The organism is Rubellimicrobium rubrum, assembly GCF_006152115.1.
Taxonomy (GTDB): Bacteria; Pseudomonadota; Alphaproteobacteria; order Rhodobacterales; family Rhodobacteraceae; genus Rubellimicrobium; species Rubellimicrobium rubrum.
Genome location: NZ_VDFU01000005.1, coordinates 94,797 through 115,327, shown reverse-complemented (window position 1 = coordinate 115,327; position 20,531 = coordinate 94,797). Strand labels below are relative to the sequence as shown.

General features: G+C 63.5%; 17 protein-coding genes, 1 tRNA gene and 1 pseudogene. 11 read left to right on the top strand and 8 right to left on the bottom strand.

Annotated elements, in window-relative coordinates:
• Nucleotides 1-55: 55 nt before the first annotated feature.
• Nucleotides 56-1,985 (top strand): annotated as a pseudogene (locus tag FHG66_RS06265) (FAD-dependent oxidoreductase).
• A 34-nt stretch (nt 1,986-2,019) separates the two neighbouring features.
• Here the strand turns inward: FHG66_RS06265 and FHG66_RS06260 are convergent.
• Together FHG66_RS06260 and ypfJ are read right to left on the bottom strand one after the other, a co-directional pair.
• Nucleotides 2,020-2,106 (bottom strand) — tRNA-Leu (locus tag FHG66_RS06260).
• Between the two features lie 43 nt (nt 2,107-2,149).
• Nucleotides 2,150-2,992 carry a KPN_02809 family neutral zinc metallopeptidase gene (ypfJ, locus tag FHG66_RS06255; protein WP_139075890.1) on the bottom strand — a complete coding sequence of 281 codons (843 nt, stop codon included), beginning with the start codon at nt 2,990-2,992 and terminating at the stop codon, nt 2,150-2,152.
• Nucleotides 2,993-3,114: 122 nt separating this feature from the next.
• On the opposite strand from ypfJ, the gene FHG66_RS06250 reads away from it, so the two are divergent.
• The gene (locus FHG66_RS06250) at nt 3,115-3,582 is read left to right on the top strand and encodes a disulfide bond formation protein B (protein ID WP_139075889.1); all 468 of its coding nucleotides are present in this window, start codon (nt 3,115-3,117) and stop codon (nt 3,580-3,582) included.
• Here the strand turns inward: FHG66_RS06250 and FHG66_RS06245 are convergent.
• On the bottom strand, nt 3,566-4,003 hold the full coding sequence (locus FHG66_RS06245; RefSeq protein ID WP_139075888.1) for an Lrp/AsnC family transcriptional regulator: 438 nt from the start codon (nt 4,001-4,003) through the stop codon (nt 3,566-3,568). The two genes, FHG66_RS06250 and FHG66_RS06245, sit on opposite strands and share 17 nt — an antisense overlap.
• 88 nt (nt 4,004-4,091) lie before the next feature.
• Between FHG66_RS06245 and rocF the strand changes: the two genes are divergently transcribed.
• Genes rocF through FHG66_RS06230 form a run of 3 tightly spaced genes read left to right on the top strand, consistent with a single transcriptional unit; the run spans nt 4,092 to nt 7,056 of the window.
• Entirely contained in the window at nt 4,092-5,015 is a 924-nt protein-coding gene (gene rocF, locus FHG66_RS06240) for an arginase (protein WP_139075887.1), read from the top strand.
• A 14-nt stretch (nt 5,016-5,029) separates the two neighbouring features.
• Nucleotides 5,030-6,109: an ornithine cyclodeaminase gene (locus tag FHG66_RS06235; RefSeq protein ID WP_139075886.1), complete on the top strand. Its 1,080-nt coding sequence runs from the start codon at nt 5,030-5,032 to the stop codon at nt 6,107-6,109.
• Between the two features lie 44 nt (nt 6,110-6,153).
• A complete protein-coding gene (locus FHG66_RS06230) occupies nt 6,154-7,056 on the top strand; it encodes an NAD(P)-dependent oxidoreductase (RefSeq protein WP_139075885.1) in 903 nt (300 codons plus the stop codon).
• A 138-nt stretch (nt 7,057-7,194) separates the two neighbouring features.
• Here FHG66_RS06230 and FHG66_RS06225 read toward each other — a convergent pair whose 3' ends face one another.
• Nucleotides 7,195-7,473, bottom strand: a complete 279-nt coding sequence (locus FHG66_RS06225; RefSeq protein WP_139075884.1) for an usg protein — start codon at nt 7,471-7,473, stop codon at nt 7,195-7,197.
• A 189-nt stretch (nt 7,474-7,662) separates the two neighbouring features.
• Here FHG66_RS06225 and gyrA point away from each other — a divergent pair, with 189 nt between their 5' ends.
• The 5 genes from gyrA to gluQRS all read left to right on the top strand — a co-directional run bounded on the left by gyrA (nt 7,663) and on the right by gluQRS (nt 13,927).
• Nucleotides 7,663-10,395 carry a DNA gyrase subunit A gene (gyrA, locus tag FHG66_RS06220; protein WP_139075883.1) on the top strand — a complete coding sequence of 911 codons (2,733 nt, stop codon included), beginning with the start codon at nt 7,663-7,665 and terminating at the stop codon, nt 10,393-10,395.
• A 146-nt stretch (nt 10,396-10,541) separates the two neighbouring features.
• Complete coding sequence (locus FHG66_RS06215) at nt 10,542-11,231, top strand: porin (RefSeq protein ID WP_139075882.1); 690 nt, start codon at nt 10,542-10,544, stop codon at nt 11,229-11,231.
• A gap of 52 nt (nt 11,232-11,283) precedes the next feature.
• On the top strand, nt 11,284-11,634 hold the full coding sequence (locus tag FHG66_RS06210) for a DUF6614 family protein (RefSeq protein WP_139075881.1): 351 nt from the start codon (nt 11,284-11,286) through the stop codon (nt 11,632-11,634).
• A gap of 47 nt (nt 11,635-11,681) precedes the next feature.
• Nucleotides 11,682-13,043 (top strand): methylenetetrahydrofolate--tRNA-(uracil(54)-C(5))-methyltransferase (FADH(2)-oxidizing) TrmFO, encoded by a 1,362-nt coding sequence (gene trmFO / locus FHG66_RS06205; RefSeq protein WP_139075880.1) that lies wholly within the window; start codon nt 11,682-11,684, stop codon nt 13,041-13,043.
• The gene (gene gluQRS, locus FHG66_RS06200) at nt 13,004-13,927 is read left to right on the top strand and encodes a tRNA glutamyl-Q(34) synthetase GluQRS (RefSeq protein ID WP_139075879.1); all 924 of its coding nucleotides are present in this window, start codon (nt 13,004-13,006) and stop codon (nt 13,925-13,927) included. Before trmFO ends, gluQRS begins: the two co-directional genes overlap by 40 nt.
• On the opposite strand, the gene hisI is transcribed toward gluQRS, so the two are convergent.
• The 3 genes from hisI to ligA all read right to left on the bottom strand — a co-directional run bounded on the left by hisI (nt 13,898) and on the right by ligA (nt 19,376).
• Nucleotides 13,898-14,263 (bottom strand): phosphoribosyl-AMP cyclohydrolase, encoded by a 366-nt coding sequence (gene hisI, locus FHG66_RS06195; protein WP_139075878.1) that lies wholly within the window; start codon nt 14,261-14,263, stop codon nt 13,898-13,900. The genes gluQRS and hisI overlap by 30 nt on opposite strands.
• Before the next feature lie 962 nt (nt 14,264-15,225).
• On the bottom strand, nt 15,226-17,325 hold the full coding sequence (gene recG, locus FHG66_RS06185) for an ATP-dependent DNA helicase RecG (protein ID WP_139075877.1): 2,100 nt from the start codon (nt 17,323-17,325) through the stop codon (nt 15,226-15,228).
• Nucleotides 17,322-19,376 carry an NAD-dependent DNA ligase LigA gene (gene ligA / locus FHG66_RS06180; protein ID WP_246082494.1) on the bottom strand — a complete coding sequence of 685 codons (2,055 nt, stop codon included), beginning with the start codon at nt 19,374-19,376 and terminating at the stop codon, nt 17,322-17,324. The genes recG and ligA overlap by 4 nt, the downstream gene beginning before the upstream one ends.
• Between ligA and FHG66_RS22180 the strand changes: the two genes are divergently transcribed.
• Nucleotides 19,344-19,517 carry a hypothetical protein gene (locus tag FHG66_RS22180; protein WP_246082497.1) on the top strand — a complete coding sequence of 58 codons (174 nt, stop codon included), beginning with the start codon at nt 19,344-19,346 and terminating at the stop codon, nt 19,515-19,517. The two genes, ligA and FHG66_RS22180, sit on opposite strands and share 33 nt — an antisense overlap.
• Nucleotides 19,518-19,761: 244 nt before the next feature.
• On the opposite strand, the gene ctrA is transcribed toward FHG66_RS22180, so the two are convergent.
• Nucleotides 19,762-20,472 carry a response regulator transcription factor CtrA gene (gene ctrA, locus FHG66_RS06175; RefSeq protein ID WP_139075875.1) on the bottom strand — a complete coding sequence of 237 codons (711 nt, stop codon included), beginning with the start codon at nt 20,470-20,472 and terminating at the stop codon, nt 19,762-19,764.
• Nucleotides 20,473-20,531 lie beyond the last annotated feature (59 nt).

Below are 20,531 nucleotides of genomic sequence, written 5' to 3'. Positions count from 1 at the left end.
CATCCTCTTGGTTGCCGGCCGATAACGAACCGGAACAACCAGGGGGACCAGCGTCATCAGAACCAGCACCCGCGTGGCCGAGATCGGCGGCACCGGCGTCGGTTGCTCCGTGCTGTATCGCCTGACCAAGCTCGGCTGGTCAGATGTCATGCTGATCGAGCGCTCGGACCTGACATCGGGGTCGACATGGCATGCGGCAGGCACCTTCCATGCGCTGAACGGCGGCACCAACATGGCAGCCCTCCAGGGCCATACGATCCGGCTCTGTGACAAGTTGGAGCGCCTCACCGGCACGAGTTGCGGCCTGCACCACGTCGGACGCATCACCCTGGCTGACACGTCGCAGCGGTACGACATGCTCAAGGCCGAGCGCGCCGAGCATCGCTACATGGGCCTCGATCCTTGGACAGCACGCCCTGGACGTTCGGGCAGAAGCTTCTGAATGAGGATTTCGCAATGATCGAAGACTCGGTGGTCTTCGATACCCCTCGTTTTCCAGTTCTTGGCCGTTCCGGCGTCAAGAGCGTCATCCACGCGCCGTTCACCTTTGCCCCGGACAGTACCGCTGATCGGGCCCCTGCCGGGATTGCGGAACTTCTGGTCCGCCTGAGCCGTGATGGCAGGCTTTTCGCAAGGCGGTGGAATGGGTCTTTCGCTGGCTCAGTGGATGATCCATGGCGAGGTAGAGTGTGACCCAAGGGGCTTCGACGTGGGCCGCTTCGGGAGCTGGATGACGCCGGGGTTACACCGTTCACAAGGTCATCGAGAACTACCAGATGCGATTCTCGGTCGCTTACCCAAACGGGAAGCGCTCGGCCGCTCGGCCCTTCAAGACCTCGCCCATGTACGACCTCTTCAGCGGCATGAACGCCGTGTGGGGCCGGCAATACGGTCTCGAGGTCGTCAACTACTTCACGCTGCCTGGGAAGCGCACTTGCGAGATCCCGACGTTCAAGCGTTCCAACGCTTGGGACGCCACCAACGCGGAGGTCGCAATAGTCCGAACGGCAGTCGGGATCGGCGAGTTATCCAATTTCGGCAAATGTCGCGTGACCGGTCCCAGGGCACGGGAGTGGTTCGATCGGATCATGGCGGGCACGATCCCGCAGCCGAGCCGTCTGGCCCTCAGTCCGATGCTCGCCCGCTTGGGGAGGATCACGGGCGATTTCACCGTGTCCTGCCTGTCCGGGACAGAGTTCATGCTCACTGCGAGTTACGGCGCGCAGGGCTGGCACCTGCGGCGCTTCGACGCGCACTGGGACGACGGCGTGCGGGTGGAGAACGTCTCCGATGCGCGCAGCGGCTTCCAAATCGCCGGGCCAACGCCTCAGAGTTGCTGGAATGAGCCACTCGCGGCGACGTGGCGGCGCTCCGCTTGATGGATTGCCGTCGTATGACGGTCGCCATGGCCGACTGTCATGTGCAAAGGGTCAGCTATACCGGTGATCTCGGCTTTGAGATCTTCTGTGACCACATGGCAGTGCGGCACCCCTGGAGCACGCTTTGGGACGCGGGCAAGGATCTCGGCCTCACGCCTTTGGCATGCGCGCGATGATGTCGCTGCAGTTCGACAAGTGGTTTGGGAGTTGGGGTCGCGTATACTTGCCAGACTATACGCCCGCAGAGACGGGCTTGGACAGGTTCGTTCGCTACGACAAACCGGTCGATTTCGCAGGCAAAGCCGCAGCCTTGGTCGAAAAGGTGGCTGGCCCGAAGAAGCGATTGCCGTCCCTCGTGGTGGACGCCGGGATGCCGACGTCGTCGCGTGGGAGCCGATCCGGCTGGACCGAACCGTAGTGGGCTGGTGCACGCCAGGCGGATACTCGCACCACACCGGACAGTCCGTCGCCCAGGGTTCTCACCCGCCCGAACGAATCGTCGATGGGCTCGCGCTCGAGGTGGAGATCCTGGGCCAGCGTCGCCCTACCCGCATCCACCTCCCACTAGTGTGGAACGACGAGGGTCGGATGCGCAGCTGTGCCTGACAAGCGACCAGCCTCAACGCTCGTCCAAAGGACTTGGTGCCGGTGAAAGGACTCGAACCTTCACGAGGGGTTGCCTCGGCGGATTTTGAATCCGCTGCGTCTACCATTCCGCCACACCGGCCGGCCCCGACCCTCTACCGATCCCGGGGCCGCTCGTCAAAGGGTCAAAGCTGCCGCGTGTTGAACGTGTCGCACTGGCCAATGTCGCCCGACTCATATCCCGCATAGAACCAGCGCTGCCGCTGTTCGCTGGTGCCATGCGTAAAGGTCTCGGGCCGCACCACGCCGCTCGATTCCTGTTGGAGGGTATCGTCCCCGATCTGCTGGGCGGCGTTCAGAGCCTCTTCGATGTCGCCCTGCTCGAGGCTGCCGAAGCGTTCCTGGGCGTAACGCGCCCAGACGCCCGAGAAGCAGTCGGCCTGAAGTTCGACACGCACGGCGTTGCTGTCGGCGCCCTGCTGCGATCCGCGCTGGGCCTCCGACAGAATGCCGAGCTCGTCCTGCACATGATGGCCGATTTCGTGCGCCACGACGTAGGCGGCGGCGAAATCGCCTTGGGCCCCGAGCTGACGCTCCATCGTCGTGAAGAAATCAGTATCCAGATACACCTTCTTGTCCAGGGGACAGTAGAAGGGCCCGGTCTGCGCACTCGCGCCGCCGCATCCGGATTGGGTGGCACCCTTGAATAGCACCAGCACGGCCGGCGTATAGGTCTGCCCCAACTCCTGCTGGAAGATCTGCGCCCAGACCTCCTCGGTGTCGGCCAAGGTAACGGACACGAACTCGGCCGCACGTTCGTCGGCTTCGGTGGGCTCGTACGAACCTGTCTGGATCCCACCTCCCCCCGAGGCGCCAAGAATCGGTGTCAGGTCCACCCCAAGGAAGTATCCGATCACTACGATGGCGAGCACACCGATCCCGCCGCCACCCGCCGCGAGGCCACCCCTGCCGCCTGAGCGCCGCCGGTCTTCGATATTGCTGCTGCCGCGCCGCCCCTGCCACTTCATGGCCGAACTCCCCAATCTACCCTGGGGGTCACAACGCCATGAGCCGGGCAAAAGGTTCCGAGACCCCGCTTGCCTCTGCCGCCGACCTCGGAAAGGGTGCGTGCCGAACACTGGAGAAGCGATTGACCCGCACGACCTTGATCGTTCTTGCCGCCGGTGGCTCCTTTGCTCTCTTGGCCGGGGCTTACCTGTTCCAGGCGCTAGGCTATCCCCCTTGCGCGCTGTGCTGGTACCAGCGGTATCCGCACTTTGCTGCCGTCGCGATCGGAGCCTTGGCGCTCGCGGTACGCGGTCCTTTCCTGCCCATCCTGGGTTCCATCGCCGCCTCCGCCACTGCGATCCTCGGTGCGTACCATACCGGAGTGGAGCGGGGCTGGTGGCAGGGCCCGACCCACTGCACCGGAGGCGCACTCGGAGGGTTAAGCGGCGGCGATCTTCTGTCGGTCGAGGGACCGCGAATCGTCATGTGCGACCAGGTCGCCTGGGAGCTCCTGGGCCTGTCGATGGCGTCCTGGAATGCTGTCTTCTCCGTACTGCTGATGATCGTATGGATCGTGGCCGCCCGTCGCTCGGCTACACGGGCCGCCTGACTGGACGACGGGAGCTTAGGAGCAGGTTGGTCTCGCTTCGCGTGACGCCCTCGATCCGGCGGATCGCGAACAGCGCCTGATCGAATCGTTCGAGCGTGTCCGTCTCGATCTCGACGATCAGGTCCCAGGTGCCGTTCGTGGTATGGAAAGCCATCACTTCGGGGATGCCGGATAGCTTGGACATGACCCGATCCGTCCCGCGTCCCTCGACCTGAAGCATCATGAGGCCCCGCACCGGCGCAGTCGCGAGATCGGTCCGTGTCAGGACGGTAAAGCCCGCGATCTCTCCCGAGGCCATGAGCCGCGCCATGCGGGCCCGTACCGTGGTGCGCGTCACACCCAGATCATGAGCAAGGTCCGACAAGGTCGCCCGACCGTCTCGCCTCAGGGCAGCCACGAGGCGATGATCCATTTCGTCCAACAACGCTATCCGTTTTGATCGATCAACATACCTATCGCACAGAATGCCGCCTTATGTCTTCCACCTCAACAAGCGAGCTTGGCTGCAAATGGACACACGTGACATCATCCTGATCGGCGCCCCCGTGGACAGCGGCAAGCGCCGCCGCGGCTGTCTGATGGGCCCTGACGCCTACAGGGTTGCTGGGTTGGCCGAGGCCTTGTCCGGGTTGGGCCACCGGGTGTCCGACTTGGGGAACATCGCGCCCGACCTGTCCGACGCGCCATCGGACCCGAAACTCTGGGCGCTTGGCGAGACGGTGGGCTGGACCACTGCGCTCGCCCGTGTGGCCGAGGACGCGGCCGGACGTGGCATGCCGATCTTCATGGGCGGGGATCATGCGCTGTCCATGGGGTCCGTAGCGGGCGTCGCTGTCCATGCCCAGCGCTGCGGCAAGCCGCTGTTCCTGCTCTGGCTGGACGCGCACAGCGACTTTCACTCGCTGGAGTCAACCGAGACGGGGAACCTGCACGGCGTGTCGGTGGCGTATCTCGCGGGCCGCGCCGGGTTCACCATGTTCCCGCCGATGACAGCGCCCATCCCCGGCCAGAACATCTGCATGATCGGCCTTCGCTCCGTTGATCCGGCAGAACGCGCCGCCCTGCGCGAGACTGAGATCCACCTCGCCGATATGCGCCATATCGACGAATACGGGATCAGGACGCCGCTTGCGGACTTCCTGGCTCGGGTCGAAGCGGCCAATGGTCTGCTGCATGTATCGCTTGACGTGGATTTCCTGGATCCCGACATCGCTCCGGCTGTCGGAACCACGTCCCCGGGGGGCGCCACCCTACGAGAGGCGCATCTGGCCATGGAGATCCTCTGCGACTCCGGCCTCGTGTCCTCGCTGGATCTCGTCGAACTGAACCCATTCCTCGATGAGCGCGGCAGGACGGCCGGCGTGATGGTGGATCTCACCGCCTCGCTGCTGGGCCGCCGCATCTTTGACCGTCCCACCCGAAGCCTTGCCTGACCCGGAGACCTGCCATGAACCTCGCCCTTCCCCTGCCCGCCGCCGATCAGGCCGTCCCGTCCGCCAAGGCGCTGATCCCGTTCGTGTCCGTTGCGAACATGATGCGGCTGGTGCATCGCATCGGGATCGAGGTTATGCTGCGCGACCTTGCGGAGGTGCTGGAGGGAAACTTCCGGCGGTGGGAGAGCTTCGACAAAACAGCTCGCATCCCGGCCCATTCCGCCGAAGGCGTGATCGAGTTAATGCCGACCTCGGACGGCGAGGTTTATGGCTTCAAGTACGTCAACGGTCACCCGCGCAACATGCGAGCCGGTCTTCAGACGGTGACGGCGTTCGGCGTCCTGGCGGACATGCACACGGGCTACCCCGTCCTGCTGTCGGAGATGACGCTTCTGACCGCGTTGCGCACCGCCGCAATGTCGGCTCTGGCCGCGAAGCATCTTGCCCCCAAGGGGGCGAGCACGATGGCGATCATAGGGAACGGTGCTCAGTCCGAGTTCCAGGCCCTGGCCTTCAAGGCGATCTGCGGGATCGACACTGTCCGACTTTGGGATCTGGACTCTGCAGCCACCGAGAAGTGCGCGAGGAACCTTCGTGGTCACGGGCTGACTATCGTGCCCTGCGCGAGCGCTGAGGAGGCCATCCTGGGGGCACACATCGTGACCACCGTCACGGCGGACAAGCGGCTTGCGACCATCCTGACCGACAACATGATTGGCTCCGGGGTTCATATCAACGCCGTGGGTGGCGACAGTCCGGGCAAGACGGAACTGGCGCGGGAAATCCTGCTGCGCGCTGACATCTTCGTAGAGTTCCCGCCGCAGACCCGCATCGAGGGGGAGATCCAGCAACTCGACCCCGACCATCCGGTGACCGAGTTGTGGGAGGTCATCGCTGGCCGCCGAGCTGGCCGGACTGTGGACAGTCAGATCACCTTGTTCGACTCGGTGGGCTTTGCGATCGAGGACTTCTCGGCGCTGACCTATGTCCTCGCTAAGGCCGTCGAGGCCGGAACCTACGATCTCCTGGACATGGTGGCGGACCCCGATGATCCAAGAGACCTGTTCGGCATGCTGATCCGGGCCGGGGTCTGATACTGGACCCTGCCCTATCCAGCGGCCATGATGCCCCGACCGACATGGGAGGAGAGATCATGGCCGAGCGCGTGGGCTTCGTAGGGGTTGGCTTCATGGGTCATGGCATGGCGCACAACATCCTGACCAAGGGTTATCCTCTGACGGTGCTGGGGCACCGTCGGCGCGATGCGATCGATGATCTGGTCGGCAAGGGTGCCACCGAGGCTTCGACGCCCGCGGCCCTGGCCGAGGCGTCCGATATCGTGGTGCTCTGCCTCACCGCTTCGCCACAGGTCGAGGAGGTCGTCGACGCCATGCTTCCGGCGCTGCGGGCCGGTTCAATCGTCATCGACTGCTCGACGTCGGACCCTGTCTCGACGATCCGCCTTGGCGGGCTTCTGCACGATCGGAAGGTCGGGCTCGTGGACGCCCCTCTGGGCCGGACGCCCAAGGATGCTTGGGAAGGCAATCTCGACGTCATGGTCGGAGCGGTCGAAGGCGACTTCGCGCGCGTAGAGCCGGTTCTCAAGACATTCGCCAGCCGTGTCCTACGCGTAGGCGGCCCAGGCGACGGGCACCGGATGAAGCTTCTGAATAACTTCCTGTCCCTGGGCTACGGCGCGATTTACGCCGAAGCCTTGGCGATCTCTCGCAAGGTGGGCATATCGGTCCAGCAGTTCGACGCGGTGATCCGAGGGAGCCGGATGGACTGCGGGTTCTACCAGACCTTCATGGGTTATGCTCTCGAGGGGAACCGCGAAGCCCATCGCTTCACCCTGTCCAATGCCTACAAGGATCTTCGTTATCTGGAGTCGATGGCCAACTCGGCCATGGTGCCGACGCCAGTGGCATCGGCGGCCAAGAACTCCTACGCAATGGCGGTCGGGAGCGGCGGCAACGGCGGCGAGGACTACGTCCCTCACCTTACCGACTTCGTGGCGAAGGCTGGCGGCATCGACCCCTGACGAGGCTGCTCGGGTAGCGACGGCCTGCGTGCTGGCCTCGCTGGCACCTGACCGAGCCCGAAGGCAGACCCGGTGAGGACTGCGGGCTAAGCTTTGCCTGGCCGGGTTCATCGTCACAGCCCGGACGCCGGTTCTGACCTAGTGGTACTTGAACTCCCCCACGACGTGGCGCCATTCGCCAGGCCCGATGAGCTTCCGATGCGTGAAGCGGACCGAATGGATCGGTCCCTCAATCTCGCGCTGCCAGAACTCGATGAACTCGAAGAGTCGGGGATGGTCCGGGGCGAGGTCGTAATGCTGCCAGACAAACGTGTTCAGGACGCTCCTGTAATCCGGCATCCGGTAGAAGACCTCGGCCGTGGTAAGACCGTAGCCCCTGAGCATCAGTTCGGTGTCCGAGACGGCTTTTGCGGTCATATGGTCCCCTTGTAGCAACGGTCCGTTCCCTCTAAGGCCAAGCGTGGCTCAAGGGTTCCATAAAAGTCAATAAAAGCATGTTGTTAGCAGGCGATGTAGGCGGCTGCTACCTTTGGGCGCAGCCTTTGCAACTCAAGCTGCGGGGGTATATATAATTTCAACAACTAGATATTGAGCAGGCCTGCCCGCATGTCCGACACGCCCGACACACCCGACGAGACCTTTGGTGCGACCCCGAAAGGCGCGCACGGGCCCACCATCTCCATTGCGGAGGAGATGAAGACCTCCTACCTCGACTATGCGATGAGCGTGATCGTCAGCCGGGCTATCCCCGATCTGCGGGACGGACTGAAGCCGGTGCAGCGGCGCATCCTATATGCGATGCACGAGACCGGAAACACTCATGACAAGTCCTACCGCAAGTCGGCCCGCCCTGTGGGGGACGTCATGGGCAAGTATCACCCCCATGGCGACTCCTCGATCTACGAGGCGCTGGTTCGGATGGCCCAGGACTTCTCGATGTCGTTGCCGCTGCTCGATGGGCAGGGCAACTTCGGGTCGATGGACGGCGACCCGGCGGCGGCCATGCGCTACACCGAAGTGCGTATGGATAAGCCGGCGGCCTATGTCCTTGCCGACATCGACAAGGAAACCGTCGACTTCCAGGACAACTACGACGGCAAGGACCGGGAGCCGACGGTCCTTCCCACGCGGTTCCCGAACATGCTCGTCAATGGCGCGGGTGGGATCGCGGTTGGCATGGCGACCAATATCCCTCCACATAACTTGGGCGAGGTTGTGGATGCGACGCTTGCCCTGATCGATGACCCGGACCTCACATCCGAGGATCTGATCCAGTATGTCCCGGGACCCGACTTCCCGACCGGTGGCGTGATGCTGGGCCGCTCCGGCGCGCGAAAGGCCTATCTCGAGGGACGAGGCTCGGTCGTGATCCGCTCCAAGACCCATATGGAGGAGATCCGGACCCGTCAGGCCATCATCGTGACCGAGATTCCCTATCAGGTGAACAAGGCCACGATGATCGACAAGATCGCGGAGGCTGCCCGCGACAAGCGGATCGAGGGCATCGCGCATGTGCAGGACGAGTCCGACCGGAACGGCGTCCGCGTGGTCATCGAACTCAAGCGCGACGCGACCGCAGATGTGGTGCTGAACCAGCTTTGGCGCTTCACGCCGATGCAGACCTCATTTGGCTGCAACATGCTCGCGCTAAACGGCGGCAAGCCGGAAACGCTGACGCTGCGCCGGTTCCTGACCTCCTTCATCGATTTCCGCGAGGAGGTCGTCGCGCGTCGGACCGCCTTCGAGCTTCGCAAGGCCCGAGAGCGGGCGCATATCCTGTGCGGCTTGGCGGTCGCGGTGTCCAATGTGGATGAGGTCGTTCAGACAATCCGGTCGTCGCGCGACGCTGCCGAGGCGCGCGAGCGCCTGATGACCCGCGCCTGGCCAGCCCAAGAGATTGCACCTTTCATCCGCTTGATCGACGATCCCCTGCACCCGATCAACGAGGACGGAACCTACAACCTGTCCGACGCCCAAGCCCGCGCTATCCTCGACCTCCGCCTGCAGCGCCTCACGCAACTAGGCGTCGAGGAGGTCACGAACGAGCTCCAGGAACTGGCTGGGAAGATCAAAGAGTACCTTGAGATACTGGGCAGCCGAGAGCGTATCATGGGGCTCATCGCAGACGAGCTTCGCGAGGTCAGGTCGCTCTTCGCTGTGCCGCGACGGACCGAGATCACGGAATGGGCGGCCGACCTAGAAGATGAGGACCTGATCGAGCGCGAGGACATGGTCGTGACCGTGACTCAGGGTGGCTGGATCAAGCGGACGCCGTTGTCCGAGTTCCGGTCCCAACGGCGGGGCGGCAAGGGTCTGTCCTCCATGCAGACCAAGGAGGAGGACGTCGTCACGACCCTCTTCGTGGCCAACACGCATACCCCGCTCCTGTTCTTCACGACCGACGGGATGGCCTACAAGCTCAAGTGCTGGAGGCTGCCCCTTGCCGGGCGGACGGCTAAGGGCAAGGCGTTGGTCAACCTCCTTCCCATCGAGCAGGGAGTCACGATCGCGGCGATCGTTCCGGTGGACCGGCCCGAGGACCATTGGGACGAGTTGCAGATCGTCTTCGCGACCTCGACCGGTGACGTGCGCCGCAACGCCTTGTCCGATTTCACCAACGTGAACCGCGCGGGCAAGATCGCCATGAAGCTGCCGGACGGCGTGGATCTGGTGAACGCCCGCATCGCGTCCGAGGATGACGACGTGCTGCTGGTCACCGACCATGGCCGTGCGATCCGCTTCCCGACTACCGATGTGCGTGTCTTCAAGGGCCGTGATTCGACCGGTGTTCGTGGCATCTCGCTCCGCGATGAGACGGACCACGTCGTGTCGATGTCCACGGTCCGGCATTTCGAAGCCTCGCCGGAGGAACGCGGCGCTTACCTCAAGATGCGCCGGGCCGTCCTCGGTGTGACCGAGGAAGAGAACGGCGGCGCCGAGGAGGATGAGACCGTGGCAGGTGCCATCAGCCAGGAGCGTTATGCTGAGATGTCGGCGGCCGAGGATCTCATCCTCACCATCACGTCGGGCGGTATGGGAAAGATTACATCGTCGCACGACTACCGCGTCAGCAACCGTGGCGGGATGGGAGTGCTTGCCATGGACCTGAGCGAGCGGCGCGGTCGCGAGACCGGCCGTATCGTCGCGGCCTTCCCGGTGGAACTGTCCGATCAGATTATGCTCGTGACATCCGGCGGCCAGTCGATCCGGGTCCCGGTGGACGGCATCTCGTTCCGCTCGCGGGGTGTCGGCGGTGTGCGCGTCTTCGATGTGGACGGCGAGGAGGTCGTCTCGGTCGCTAAGGTGGCCGAGCAGTCGGAGGACGATGTTCCGCTTTGACGGGCAGGACAATGGGCCCGGCGGCAATTGGCCGGGCCCAGCCCATGTGAGCGGACCAGGGCCTTGCCCTTCTGCCTGTCAGGCAGCAGGATGGTCCTCAAGTCAGACGTGACCGCGCAAGGTCCGCTTTCAATGAGGGCACGAGCATGATTTCCCGTTGCGCCATGGCGGCGCTTCTTCTTTCGTCTTCGGCAAACCTGGTTTCCGCACAGGCGTTCTCGGGGGCCGAGATTTCGGCGGAGGTACTGACCTTCACCGATGACGTCGATCTGGGCGAGAAGGAATACCGGGGCGCCGTCCAGTTCGGGCTGGCTGCCGGGTTCGGAGCCGCCGCCGACCTGTCCTACCACAACTCGGATGGACTGGGTCTGGGCGGCAGGAATCTGACCTTTCACGGCTTCTATGAAGGCCTCGATCTGGCCACCGTCGGACTGTTCTACGGACGTGACAGCATCGATGACGGCGATGCGGAGTTGCTCGGTCTCGAGGCGGCAACCACCCTGATGGGCGGTGATCTACAGGGCGCGCTTGCTTCGTATGATGGCGATGTGGGAAGCGGAAGTCTGCTCTCGGTGGACGCGCGCTATGCGTTCGGCGGTTTTGCCGCCACGGGCTTTGCCGGCGCGATGTCAGGGGACGTCGACGGCAGCCGCATTGCCCTTGGGGCCGAGTATCAGATCGGCGCCGGACCCACTCTCTATGGTGAGGTGGGCCGCCGCAGCGTGGACGACGACGGTCAGACCTATCTGAGCCTGGGGGCGCGCCTGGCAATCGGGCCGAATGCCGGGACCACCTTTGAATCCCGGAGCATCTTCGAGATCCTGCCCGGCTACTGATTCACGACTTCGCAACGGAAAGGTGGTCTCTTTTCTCCGGAAGGGGACCACCATGAACATCTATCACTGCATGATCGAGCTGCGTCAGGACGCGAAGGCGCTGGCCTTTGCCGCGGCTGCAGAGTCCTGGCTTTCCAGGTTGCAGACGCGGGGGATCATACGAAGCTGGCGGCTTCTTCGACGCAAGTTCGGCCTTTCCTCTTCATCCCATTGCGACTTCATCCTTGAGATCGAGGTGGACGGCCTGACCCAACTGGACGAAGCGTTCGCGGCCTTGTCGTTGAGCGAGGATGACGATGAACGCCGCTACGACCAGTTCCACCATATGATCGGGCGCGCCGAGATCGGATTGTACAGGCCGTTCCCCGACGCCGCGAGCCGCGAGCGGATCGCGCTTATCTGAGCGTCCCTGCCCTTTTCATCCGCGCCAGGCCGCCATATTCCAATGGTATGAGCAACTCGGTCCATATCATTGGGGGCGGCATGGCAGGGGTCGAGGCCGCTTGGGCCTGTGCTCGCGCCGGCGTGGCCGTCATCATCCACGAAATGCGTCCCAAGACCGGCACCTTCGCCCACAGGACGGGCGATCTGGCCGAAATGGTTTGCTCGAACTCCTTCCGGTCCGACGACGATCAGCAGAACGCTGTCGGCCTCCTTCACTGGGAGATGCGTGCCGCTGGATCGCTTGTCATGGAGATGGCCGCCCGGCACCGTCTGCCGGCGGGCGGTGCCCTGGCCGTGGATCGCGACGCCTTTTCCCGAGACGTGACGCGAGCGATCCGATCCCATCCTTTGATCAGTGTGGTCGAGGAGGAGGTGACCGAAATGCCTGGGCACGGCCTCTGGATCATCGCGACCGGCCCTCTGACGTCGGGCTCGCTGGCCGAGTCGATCCGGCAGATCACCGGTGCCGAACAGCTTGCCTTCTTTGACGCCATTGCCCCGATCGTCTACGCCGATAGCATCGACATGGACGTGGCATGGAGGCAGTCCCGCTACGACAAGGGCGACACCGAGGAAGAGCGGACGGCGTACATCAACTGTCCCATGACAAAGGAGCAGTATGAGGTCTTCCTAGATGCCCTTCTTGCCGCCGAGAAGACGACGTTCCACGAAGGCGAGACGGCCGGGTACTTCGACGGCTGCCTTCCGGTAGAGGTCATGGCCGAGCGGGGCCGCGAGACGCTTCGCTTCGGGCCCATGAAGCCCGTGGGTCTAACCAACGCGCACCGGCCCGAGATCAAGCCCTATGCCGTGGTTCAGCTTCGCCGGGACAACGCCTTGGGGACGCTCTATAACATCGTAGGCTTCCAGACGAAGATGAAGTACGGAGCCCAGACTGACGTCTTTCGCATGATTCCGGGCTTGGAGAACGCGAGCTTCGCCCGACTCGGGGGCATCCACCGCAACACCTTCATCAACTCTCCGACGCTGCTCGATGCTGAGATGAGACTGAGGGCGCGGCCGAACCTGCGCTTTGCCGGACAGATCACCGGCGTCGAAGGCTATGTCGAATCCGCTGCCATGGGCTTGCTCGCCGGCCGTTTGGCCGCGGCCGAGTTGCAAGGAGAGACCCTCCCCGCGGTCCCTGCCACGACAGCCATCGGCGCCCTGCTGAACCACATCACCGGCGGGGCTGTCGCGAAAACGTTCCAACCGATGAACGTCAACTTCGGCTTGTTTCCGCCCCTGGCCGAAGCGCGTGGCGGCCGGCGAGGCCGCGCCGACCGATACAAGGGCTACACCGACCGGGCCAAGGACGACTGGGCGGGATGGCTGCGACCAGAGGCGGGCGCACAGGCGGCCGAGTGACCTTTCGCACGCGCTTCGCCCCGTCTCCCACCGGACCCCTTCACCTAGGTCACGCCTATTCCGCGCTCCTGGGGCACGAAATGGCGATGCGCGAAGGTGGGGAGTGGCTGCTTCGGATCGAAGATATCGACCGTCAACGATCAAGGCCTGACTGGGAGAGGCAGATCTATGACGACCTGCTCTGGCTGGGTCTTTGGTGGCCGGAGCCGGTCATGCGGCAATCGGAGCGGCTGGGCGTCTATGAAGCGACTCTGGCCCGACTATGGGGCGAGCGCTGGCTTTATGCCTGCACCTGCTCGCGCGCGGACATCGCGGCGGCACTCTCGGCACCTCAGGAGGGAATGGCGCCGATCCTAGGGCCAGATGGCATGGTCTACCCGGGCACCTGCCGCGCTCGGGATCGGGTTCCGCTTGACGGGCCGATGCCGGACGAAGCGCTGCGCTTGCAGATGGGCCGGTGCGGTGAGTTAGGCGACGCGCGCGCAGTCGAGGGAGACGTGTTCTGGTTCGAGGAACTTGGACAGGGACCGAACGGAGAGCATGGCCCCATCGAGTTCACTGCAGAAACCATGATGCGGGAGGTTGGTGACGTGGTCCTGGCCCGTCGAGGCATGGGCACCTCCTACCATCTGTCGGTGGTTCTGGACGATGCGACCCAGGGCATCACTCATGTGGTCCGGGGACAGGACCTGTTTGAGGCCACGAAGATCCACGTGGTTCTTCAACGTCTCCTCGGCCTGCCCACGCCGACCTATCACCACCACCCGCTGGTCCGTGATGACACCGGGCGTCGTCTGGCAAAGCGAGAGGACGCCAAGGCCATCGCGCGATACCGGGCCGAGGGAGCGACGCCGTCAGACATCAGACGACTGGTCGGCCTCTGATACCTCCTGGCCCTCCCGGACCGACGTGAAGAAGCAGCTGCGGGCACCGGTGTGACAAGCCGGTCCGGTCTGACGGACCTTGAGAAGAAGCGCATCTCGGTCGCAGTCGACCCGCAGGGCGACCAGTTCCTGGGTGTGGCCGCTGGTTTCGCCCTTGGTCCAGAAGGCCTGCCGGGAACGTGACCAGTACGTGACGCGACGGCTCACCAGGGTTTGCGACACGGCTTCGACATTCATCCAAGCCATCATGAGAACCTCGCCCGTGCTCGCATCTTGCGCGATGGCCGGGATCAGACCGGCTTCGTTGTACGTCAGTGTCGCAGGGTCGAAAAGCATCCCGATCATCCTTTCGCAAGCCGGGGGAACGCGCCTATCTAGGCAACGCGCCATGAAAGGGCAAATCATGTCGGATCAGGACCTGCTCCAACTCTACTCCACGCGGATCCTGGCGCTGGCGTCGTCGATTCCACGTACCGGGCATTTGGACGATCCTCACGGAGCCGCCCGCAAACGTGCCCCCCTGTGTGGCTCGACCGTGTCAGTGGAGGTTCGACTGGAAGACGGACGGATATCGGACTTTGCCCAGGATGTCCGTGCTTGTGCCTTGGGGCAAGCCGCCGCTTCAGTGGTAGGGTCTGCAGTCGTGGGCCTCAGGCCGGAGGAGGTCCGTCAAGGCCGACAAGCCTTATGGTCCATGCTGCGCGAAGGGGCTGCAAGCCCTGACGGACCGTGGGCCGATCTCATCGTGCTTCTGCCCGCTCGGGACCATCCGAACCGCCATGGCTCAATCCTGCTAGCCCTGGATGCGACCATCGAAGCACTGGACCAGGCCGAAGCGCGAAAAAAAACCGCCGCGCCCTGAACGGTTCGCGGCGGTTGAGGAACGCTCCCGCGCGGGACCCGAACATCACCTGAGGATCGATGATCCTCTTGGCCGACAGGGCATGTCGGCCGTGAACCCCGTTTGGCCATACAGGGCGGCAAAGTCGGCGCGGAAGCGCAGGCAGATCAAAGCAGGCCAGGAGCGGCAAGGGCCGCAAGGAACAGCACCACGAGGGATACACCCCCCAACAGGTCGGAGATGATACCCCAGTCGAGTTCAGGGGTCAGATCGTCTTTACGGTCCATTCTGTCCTCCAAGGTTGTTGCCCCTTTGTTCTCATGCCAGTTAAGACCTGTAAAGAACTTTATGAGAACATGGCCAAGACAGCTGTCGTTCTGGTTCGGACTGTGTCGCTTTTTCAAGAGTCTGGACGCTGGTGAACAGGCGGACGAACGAGGACCTGAAGGTTGCCGATTCAACCAACCGCGATTAGGCGAATCGCCTTATCCTGCTCCATGAGCCAGAGGAGCAGTCGGGCCGCTCGGCCACGCGGGCTTTCCAGACGCGGGTCATCATTCAGCAGCTTGCGTGCATCGCTTTGGGCGATGGCCATGAGCCCCGCCTGCCGTTCAAGATCTGCGATCCGAAACCGGGGCAGGCCGGACTGGGCCGTCCCAATGACGTCCCCGGACCCCCTGATCGCGAGATCCTCCTCCGCGATCCGGAAGCCGTCTTCGGTTTCTCGGAGCAGGGTCAGCCGACGGCGCGCCGTCTCTCCGAGGGGAGCCTCGTAGAGAAGAACGCAGGTCGATGCGGCACTTCCACGTCCCACACGCCCCCGCAACTGATGCAACTGGGCAAGCCCGAACGACTCGGCGCGTTCTATGACCATGATGGAAGCATTGGGTACATTGACGCCCACCTCGATGACCGTCGTCGCCACAAGAAGGGAGGTGTTCCCCTCCACAAAGGCTGACATGGCGGCATCCTTTTCCGCCGGCGCGAGACGGCCATGCACGAGCCCGACGCGGTCACCGAACACGGCCCGCAGATGGCGGAACCGTTCCTCTGCGGCCGTCAGGTCGCTGATCTCCGACTCCTCGACCAGGGGGCAGACCCAGTAGGCCTGACGGCCTTCGGCGATCGCTCGGCCAAGGGAGCCCACGACCTCATCGAGTCGCTCAGTCGACACGAGGACCGTCGTCACAGGCTTACGGCCCGGTGGCTTCTCGTCGAGAACGGACAGGTCCATGTCGCCATACTGGGCCAGTGCCAAACTGCGAGGAATCGGGGTAGCCGTCATGACCAGCACGTCGGATAATCCGCCCTTCGCCCCCAGCTCCATCCGTTGAGCGACACCGAAGCGGTGCTGCTCGTCCACCACGGCCAGGCGCAGGTCGTGGAACTCGACGTCCTTCTGGAAAAGGGCATGGGTTCCAATCAGGATCTGGATGGTTCCGTCAGCCAGGGCCGCCAGCTTTCGGTCCCGCTCCGCGCCCTTGTCACGACCCGTCAGCAGCTCGAGACGGATGCCGGCCACCTCGGCCAGCGGTCGCAGCCCCTCCATATGCTGCTGGGCCAGGATGCCCGTAGGAGCCATCATAGCGCCCTGCCCGCCTGCTTCGACGGCGACCAGCAAGGCGAGGAACGCCACCAACGTCTTCCCCGCCCCGACATCGCCTTGCAGGAGCCGGTTCATGCGATGGGTGGAGGCCATGTCGGCCTCGATCTCGCTCAACGTGCGGATCTGGGCGGTCGTAGGACGATACGGCAGACTAGCCAGAACCCGGGTGCGAAGATGCCCATCACCGATGGAGGCGCGTCCCCGGACCCGACGGGCCGTCGCTCGGGCGAGGGCCAAGGTGATCTGGTGGGCAAAGAACTCGTCGTAGGCCAGCCGTTTGCGACCCGGAGCGTCCGGTAGCAGGTCGACTGGATCCCTTGGCGAGTGAGCCTGAACGAGCGCCTCGCGCCAGGAGGGGAAACCTTCGCGGCCGACCAGCCCACTGTCGACCCACTCCGGCAGCTCAGGAGAGAGTGCGAGGGCACCCTGAGCAGCCCGGCCCATCACCTTCTGAGTGATCCCGGCCACCAGGGGATAGACCGGCTCATAGGGAGGAATGCTCCCGGTCTCCTCCTCGGACAGGATGTAATCGGGATGCGCCATGCGACCCATGCCGTCGTACATCTCGACCTTGCCGGAGACTATGCGACGGCTTCCAAGAGGTAGGGCACGGGCAGGCCAGTCCGATGGGGCATGAAAGAAGATGATCTGGAACGAGGTCTGAGCGTCGAACACCGTCACGATGTGGGGCTTGCCCTTGGCGGGTGGGGGGCGGTGCCTCTCCACGGTCACAGCGACAGTCACCGTTGCCGGCAGAGATGCTTCGTGGATTGAAGCGCGAAGACGGCGATCCGTGCCTCCTTGCGGCAGGGTAAAGAGGATGTCCCGTGGACGCTCGATGCCAGCCTGCTCCAGCGTTTGTGCCGTTTTGGGTCCAACTCCCTTGAGCCCGGTCAAAGGCCCGAACAAGGGCCACAGGATTTCGGGGCGACCGGTGGAGCGCCCGGTCATGCCGTGCCGATGAGATCGAGCCAGGCAGCCTCATCAATGACCCGGACATTATGGCGCTCCGCTTCCTTGGCCTTTGAACCGGCCCCGGGTCCGGCCACCAAGATGTCAGTCTTTGCCGAGACCGATCCCGCCACCTTGGCCCCCAGTTGTTCGGCCCGCGACTTGGCCTCGGCCCGGGTCATGCGTTCCAGGCTTCCGCTGAAGACGATGGTCAGCCCGGCGATGGCGCTCGTGGCAGTGCGAGGTGGTGGGTTCTGAATCCGGAGGTGGGGAACAAGCCGGTCGATGGCAGCCCGCTCGGCGTCCTGATGAAAGGCGGTCACGACAGAGGTCGCAAGGACCCGACCCACGCCGTCGATTGAGCAAAGCTCTTCCCACTCAGGACCCTGTCCGACTTCGGCCCTGGACATGCCCGCTTCGAAGGCTTCCCAGGATCCGTAGTGCTGGGCCAGAAGCGCCGAACCGGCATCCCCAAGATGCCGAATTCCCAAGGCAAAGATGAGCCGCCCGAGTGGTATACTCCGCCGCTCCTCGATCGCGCGGAACAGGTTGGACGCGCTCCGCTCGCCGTAGCCCAGACGTGCCTTCAAGCGCTCCGGATTTGCTTGGTCACGCTCCTCAAGGGTGAAGATGTCCGCCGGTTCGCGGATCGGGAGGATGGGGTCCACGAAGAACATCTCGACCTGCTTGGCGCCCAGACCCTCGATATCGAAGGCGCTTCTTGAAACGAAGTGCTTGAGCTTCTCGACGGCCTGAGCGGGACAGGCCATCCCACCGGTGCAGCGACGCACGGCATCCCCCGCCTCGCGAACGGCATCCGAGCCGCACTGCGGGCAGACAAGTGGAAACTGGTAGGCGGTCGCGTCCGCTGCCCGACGCGACAGATCTACGTCCACCACCTGAGGGATCACGTCGCCTGCCCGCCGAACCTCAACCCAGTCTCCGATCCGCAGATCCTTGCCACCTCGAATGGCTTCCCCGGTGGCGGCTGACCGGCCAGCGATATAATTCTCGTTGTGCAGCGTGGCATTCGACACCACCACTCCGCCTACCGTAACGGGGTCGAGCCGCGCAATCGGCGCCAAAGCCCCGGTGCGGCCGACATTGACTTCGATGGCCGTCAATCGGGTCCAAGCTCGTTCGGCCGAGAACTTGTGGGCAATGGCCCAACGAGGCGTGGTGGAACGAAAGCCCAGACGCCGCTGCAGGCTGAGGTCATTTACCTTGTAGACGACCCCGTCGATGTCGTAGCCCAGCGTGGCGCGCTGTTCTTCGATCCCGGCATAGGCATCGAGCAACTGCCTGGGTGTGTCGCACAAGCGGATCAACGGATTGACCCGGAAGCCAAGGGCCTCAAGACGGCGAAGCGTGTTCCACTGCGTGTCTCCGAGTGGCTCCGACATCTCACCCCAGGCATACGCGAAAAAGCGCAGGGGACGCGAGGCGGTGATGGAGGGGTCCAACTGGCGAAGCGAGCCGGCCGCGGCATTACGCGGGTTTGCAAAGCCGCGCCCTCCGGCCTCGGTGGACCGTTGGTTCAGCGCCGCAAAATCCGAGTGGCTCATGTAAACTTCGCCTCGCACCTCGAGAACCTCGGGTGCGGGTTGGATCAGGCGGTTCGGGATATCGCCGACGGTCAAGGCATTTGCGGTCACGTTCTCGCCGACCTCGCCGTCCCCCCGGGTGGCCGCCTGCACAAGCCTGCCATTCTCGTAGCGCAGGCTCAGAGACAGTCCGTCGATCTTGGGTTCGGCAACATAGGCGAGGGCAGTTTCGGTGCCGAGATTGAGATAACGTCGGATCCGTGTATCGAACTCTGTGATCTCCTCGGCCGCGAAAGCATTTGCCAGGCTCAGCATCGGAACCCTATGCACGACCTTGCCAAAGGCCTCAGCCGGTGTGGCGCCTACTTGCTCGGACGGGCTGTCGCTTCGCTTTAGGCTGGGAAATCGAGCCTCGATGGCCGCGTTGCGTATCTTGAGGAGATCGTACTCCGCATCGGACATGATCGGCGCATCATGCTCATGGTACGCCGCATTTGCCTTGGCCAGAAGATCCGCAAGCCGCGCAAGCTCTTCGGTGGCCTGCGCAGTCGACAGATGTGCGACGTCGCACGTAATCGGGTCTGCAACTACCTGTCCTGCCGCTTCGGAACTCTGCTCAACCATGCCGAATCCCCGCTGGTATCCTGACGATTGATAGGTGTCAGGACTGTCGGGGTCCAGACCACTGCGGCCGTCCAGCAGCAGACGCGAGTGTGGATTTCAGAGTGTCCAGGTCAGCATCGACTGGCCGAAGGCGGGTTCGGGTTCGAGAACAGATCAACACACACAAAGCCGCAGCGTCTGCTGCGGCTTTGTGTCCGATCGTCGCGCAGGCCCTTCTCAAAGGCGCTTGTCCGCACCTTCTCGCGGAGATTTGGCTGAGTAACTAAGCTCAGACGGCCAGTCGCTCCATGTCCCGGGACATGACTTCCGGATCCCGAAGAACATAGCCGCGGCCCCAGACCGTCTCGATGTGACTTTCGCCACCCGTCGCATGAGCCAGCTTCTTGCGCAGCTTGCAGATGAAGACATCGATGATCTTCAGTTCGGGTTCATCCATGCCGCCGTAGAGATGGTTCAGGAACATCTCCTTGGTCAGAGTCGTGCCTTTCCGCAGACTCAGGAGTTCGAGCATCTGATACTCCTTGCCAGTCAGATGGACCGGCTGCCCGCCGACCTCCACCGTCTTGGCGTCCAGGTTCACGGCGATCCGTCCAGTGCGGATGATCGACTGGGAGTGCCCCTTCGACCGGCGGATGATGGCATGAATGCGTGCCACCAGTTCCTCGCGATGAAAGGGCTTCGTCAGATAGTCGTCCGCTCCAAAGCCGAAGCCCTTGAGCTTGCTATCGGTATCATCGTCACCTGAAAGGATCAGGATTGGTGTCTCGACCTTGGACAGCCGCAACTGCCGCAGGACCTCATGGCCGGTCATGTCCGGCAAGTTGAGGTCAAGGAGGATCAGGTCGTAATCGTAGAGCTTCGCGAGGTCGATCCCTTCTTCCCCCAAGTCCGTAGCATAGACGTTGAGGTTGGCGTGGGTCAGCATCAGCTCGATGCTGCGCGACGTCGTCGGATCGTCTTCTACGAGCAGGATTCGCATCCCGGGCCTCCGTTATTCAAAGCTGAGCCTACCCTAGATGTTCAATGGTTAACTGCTCG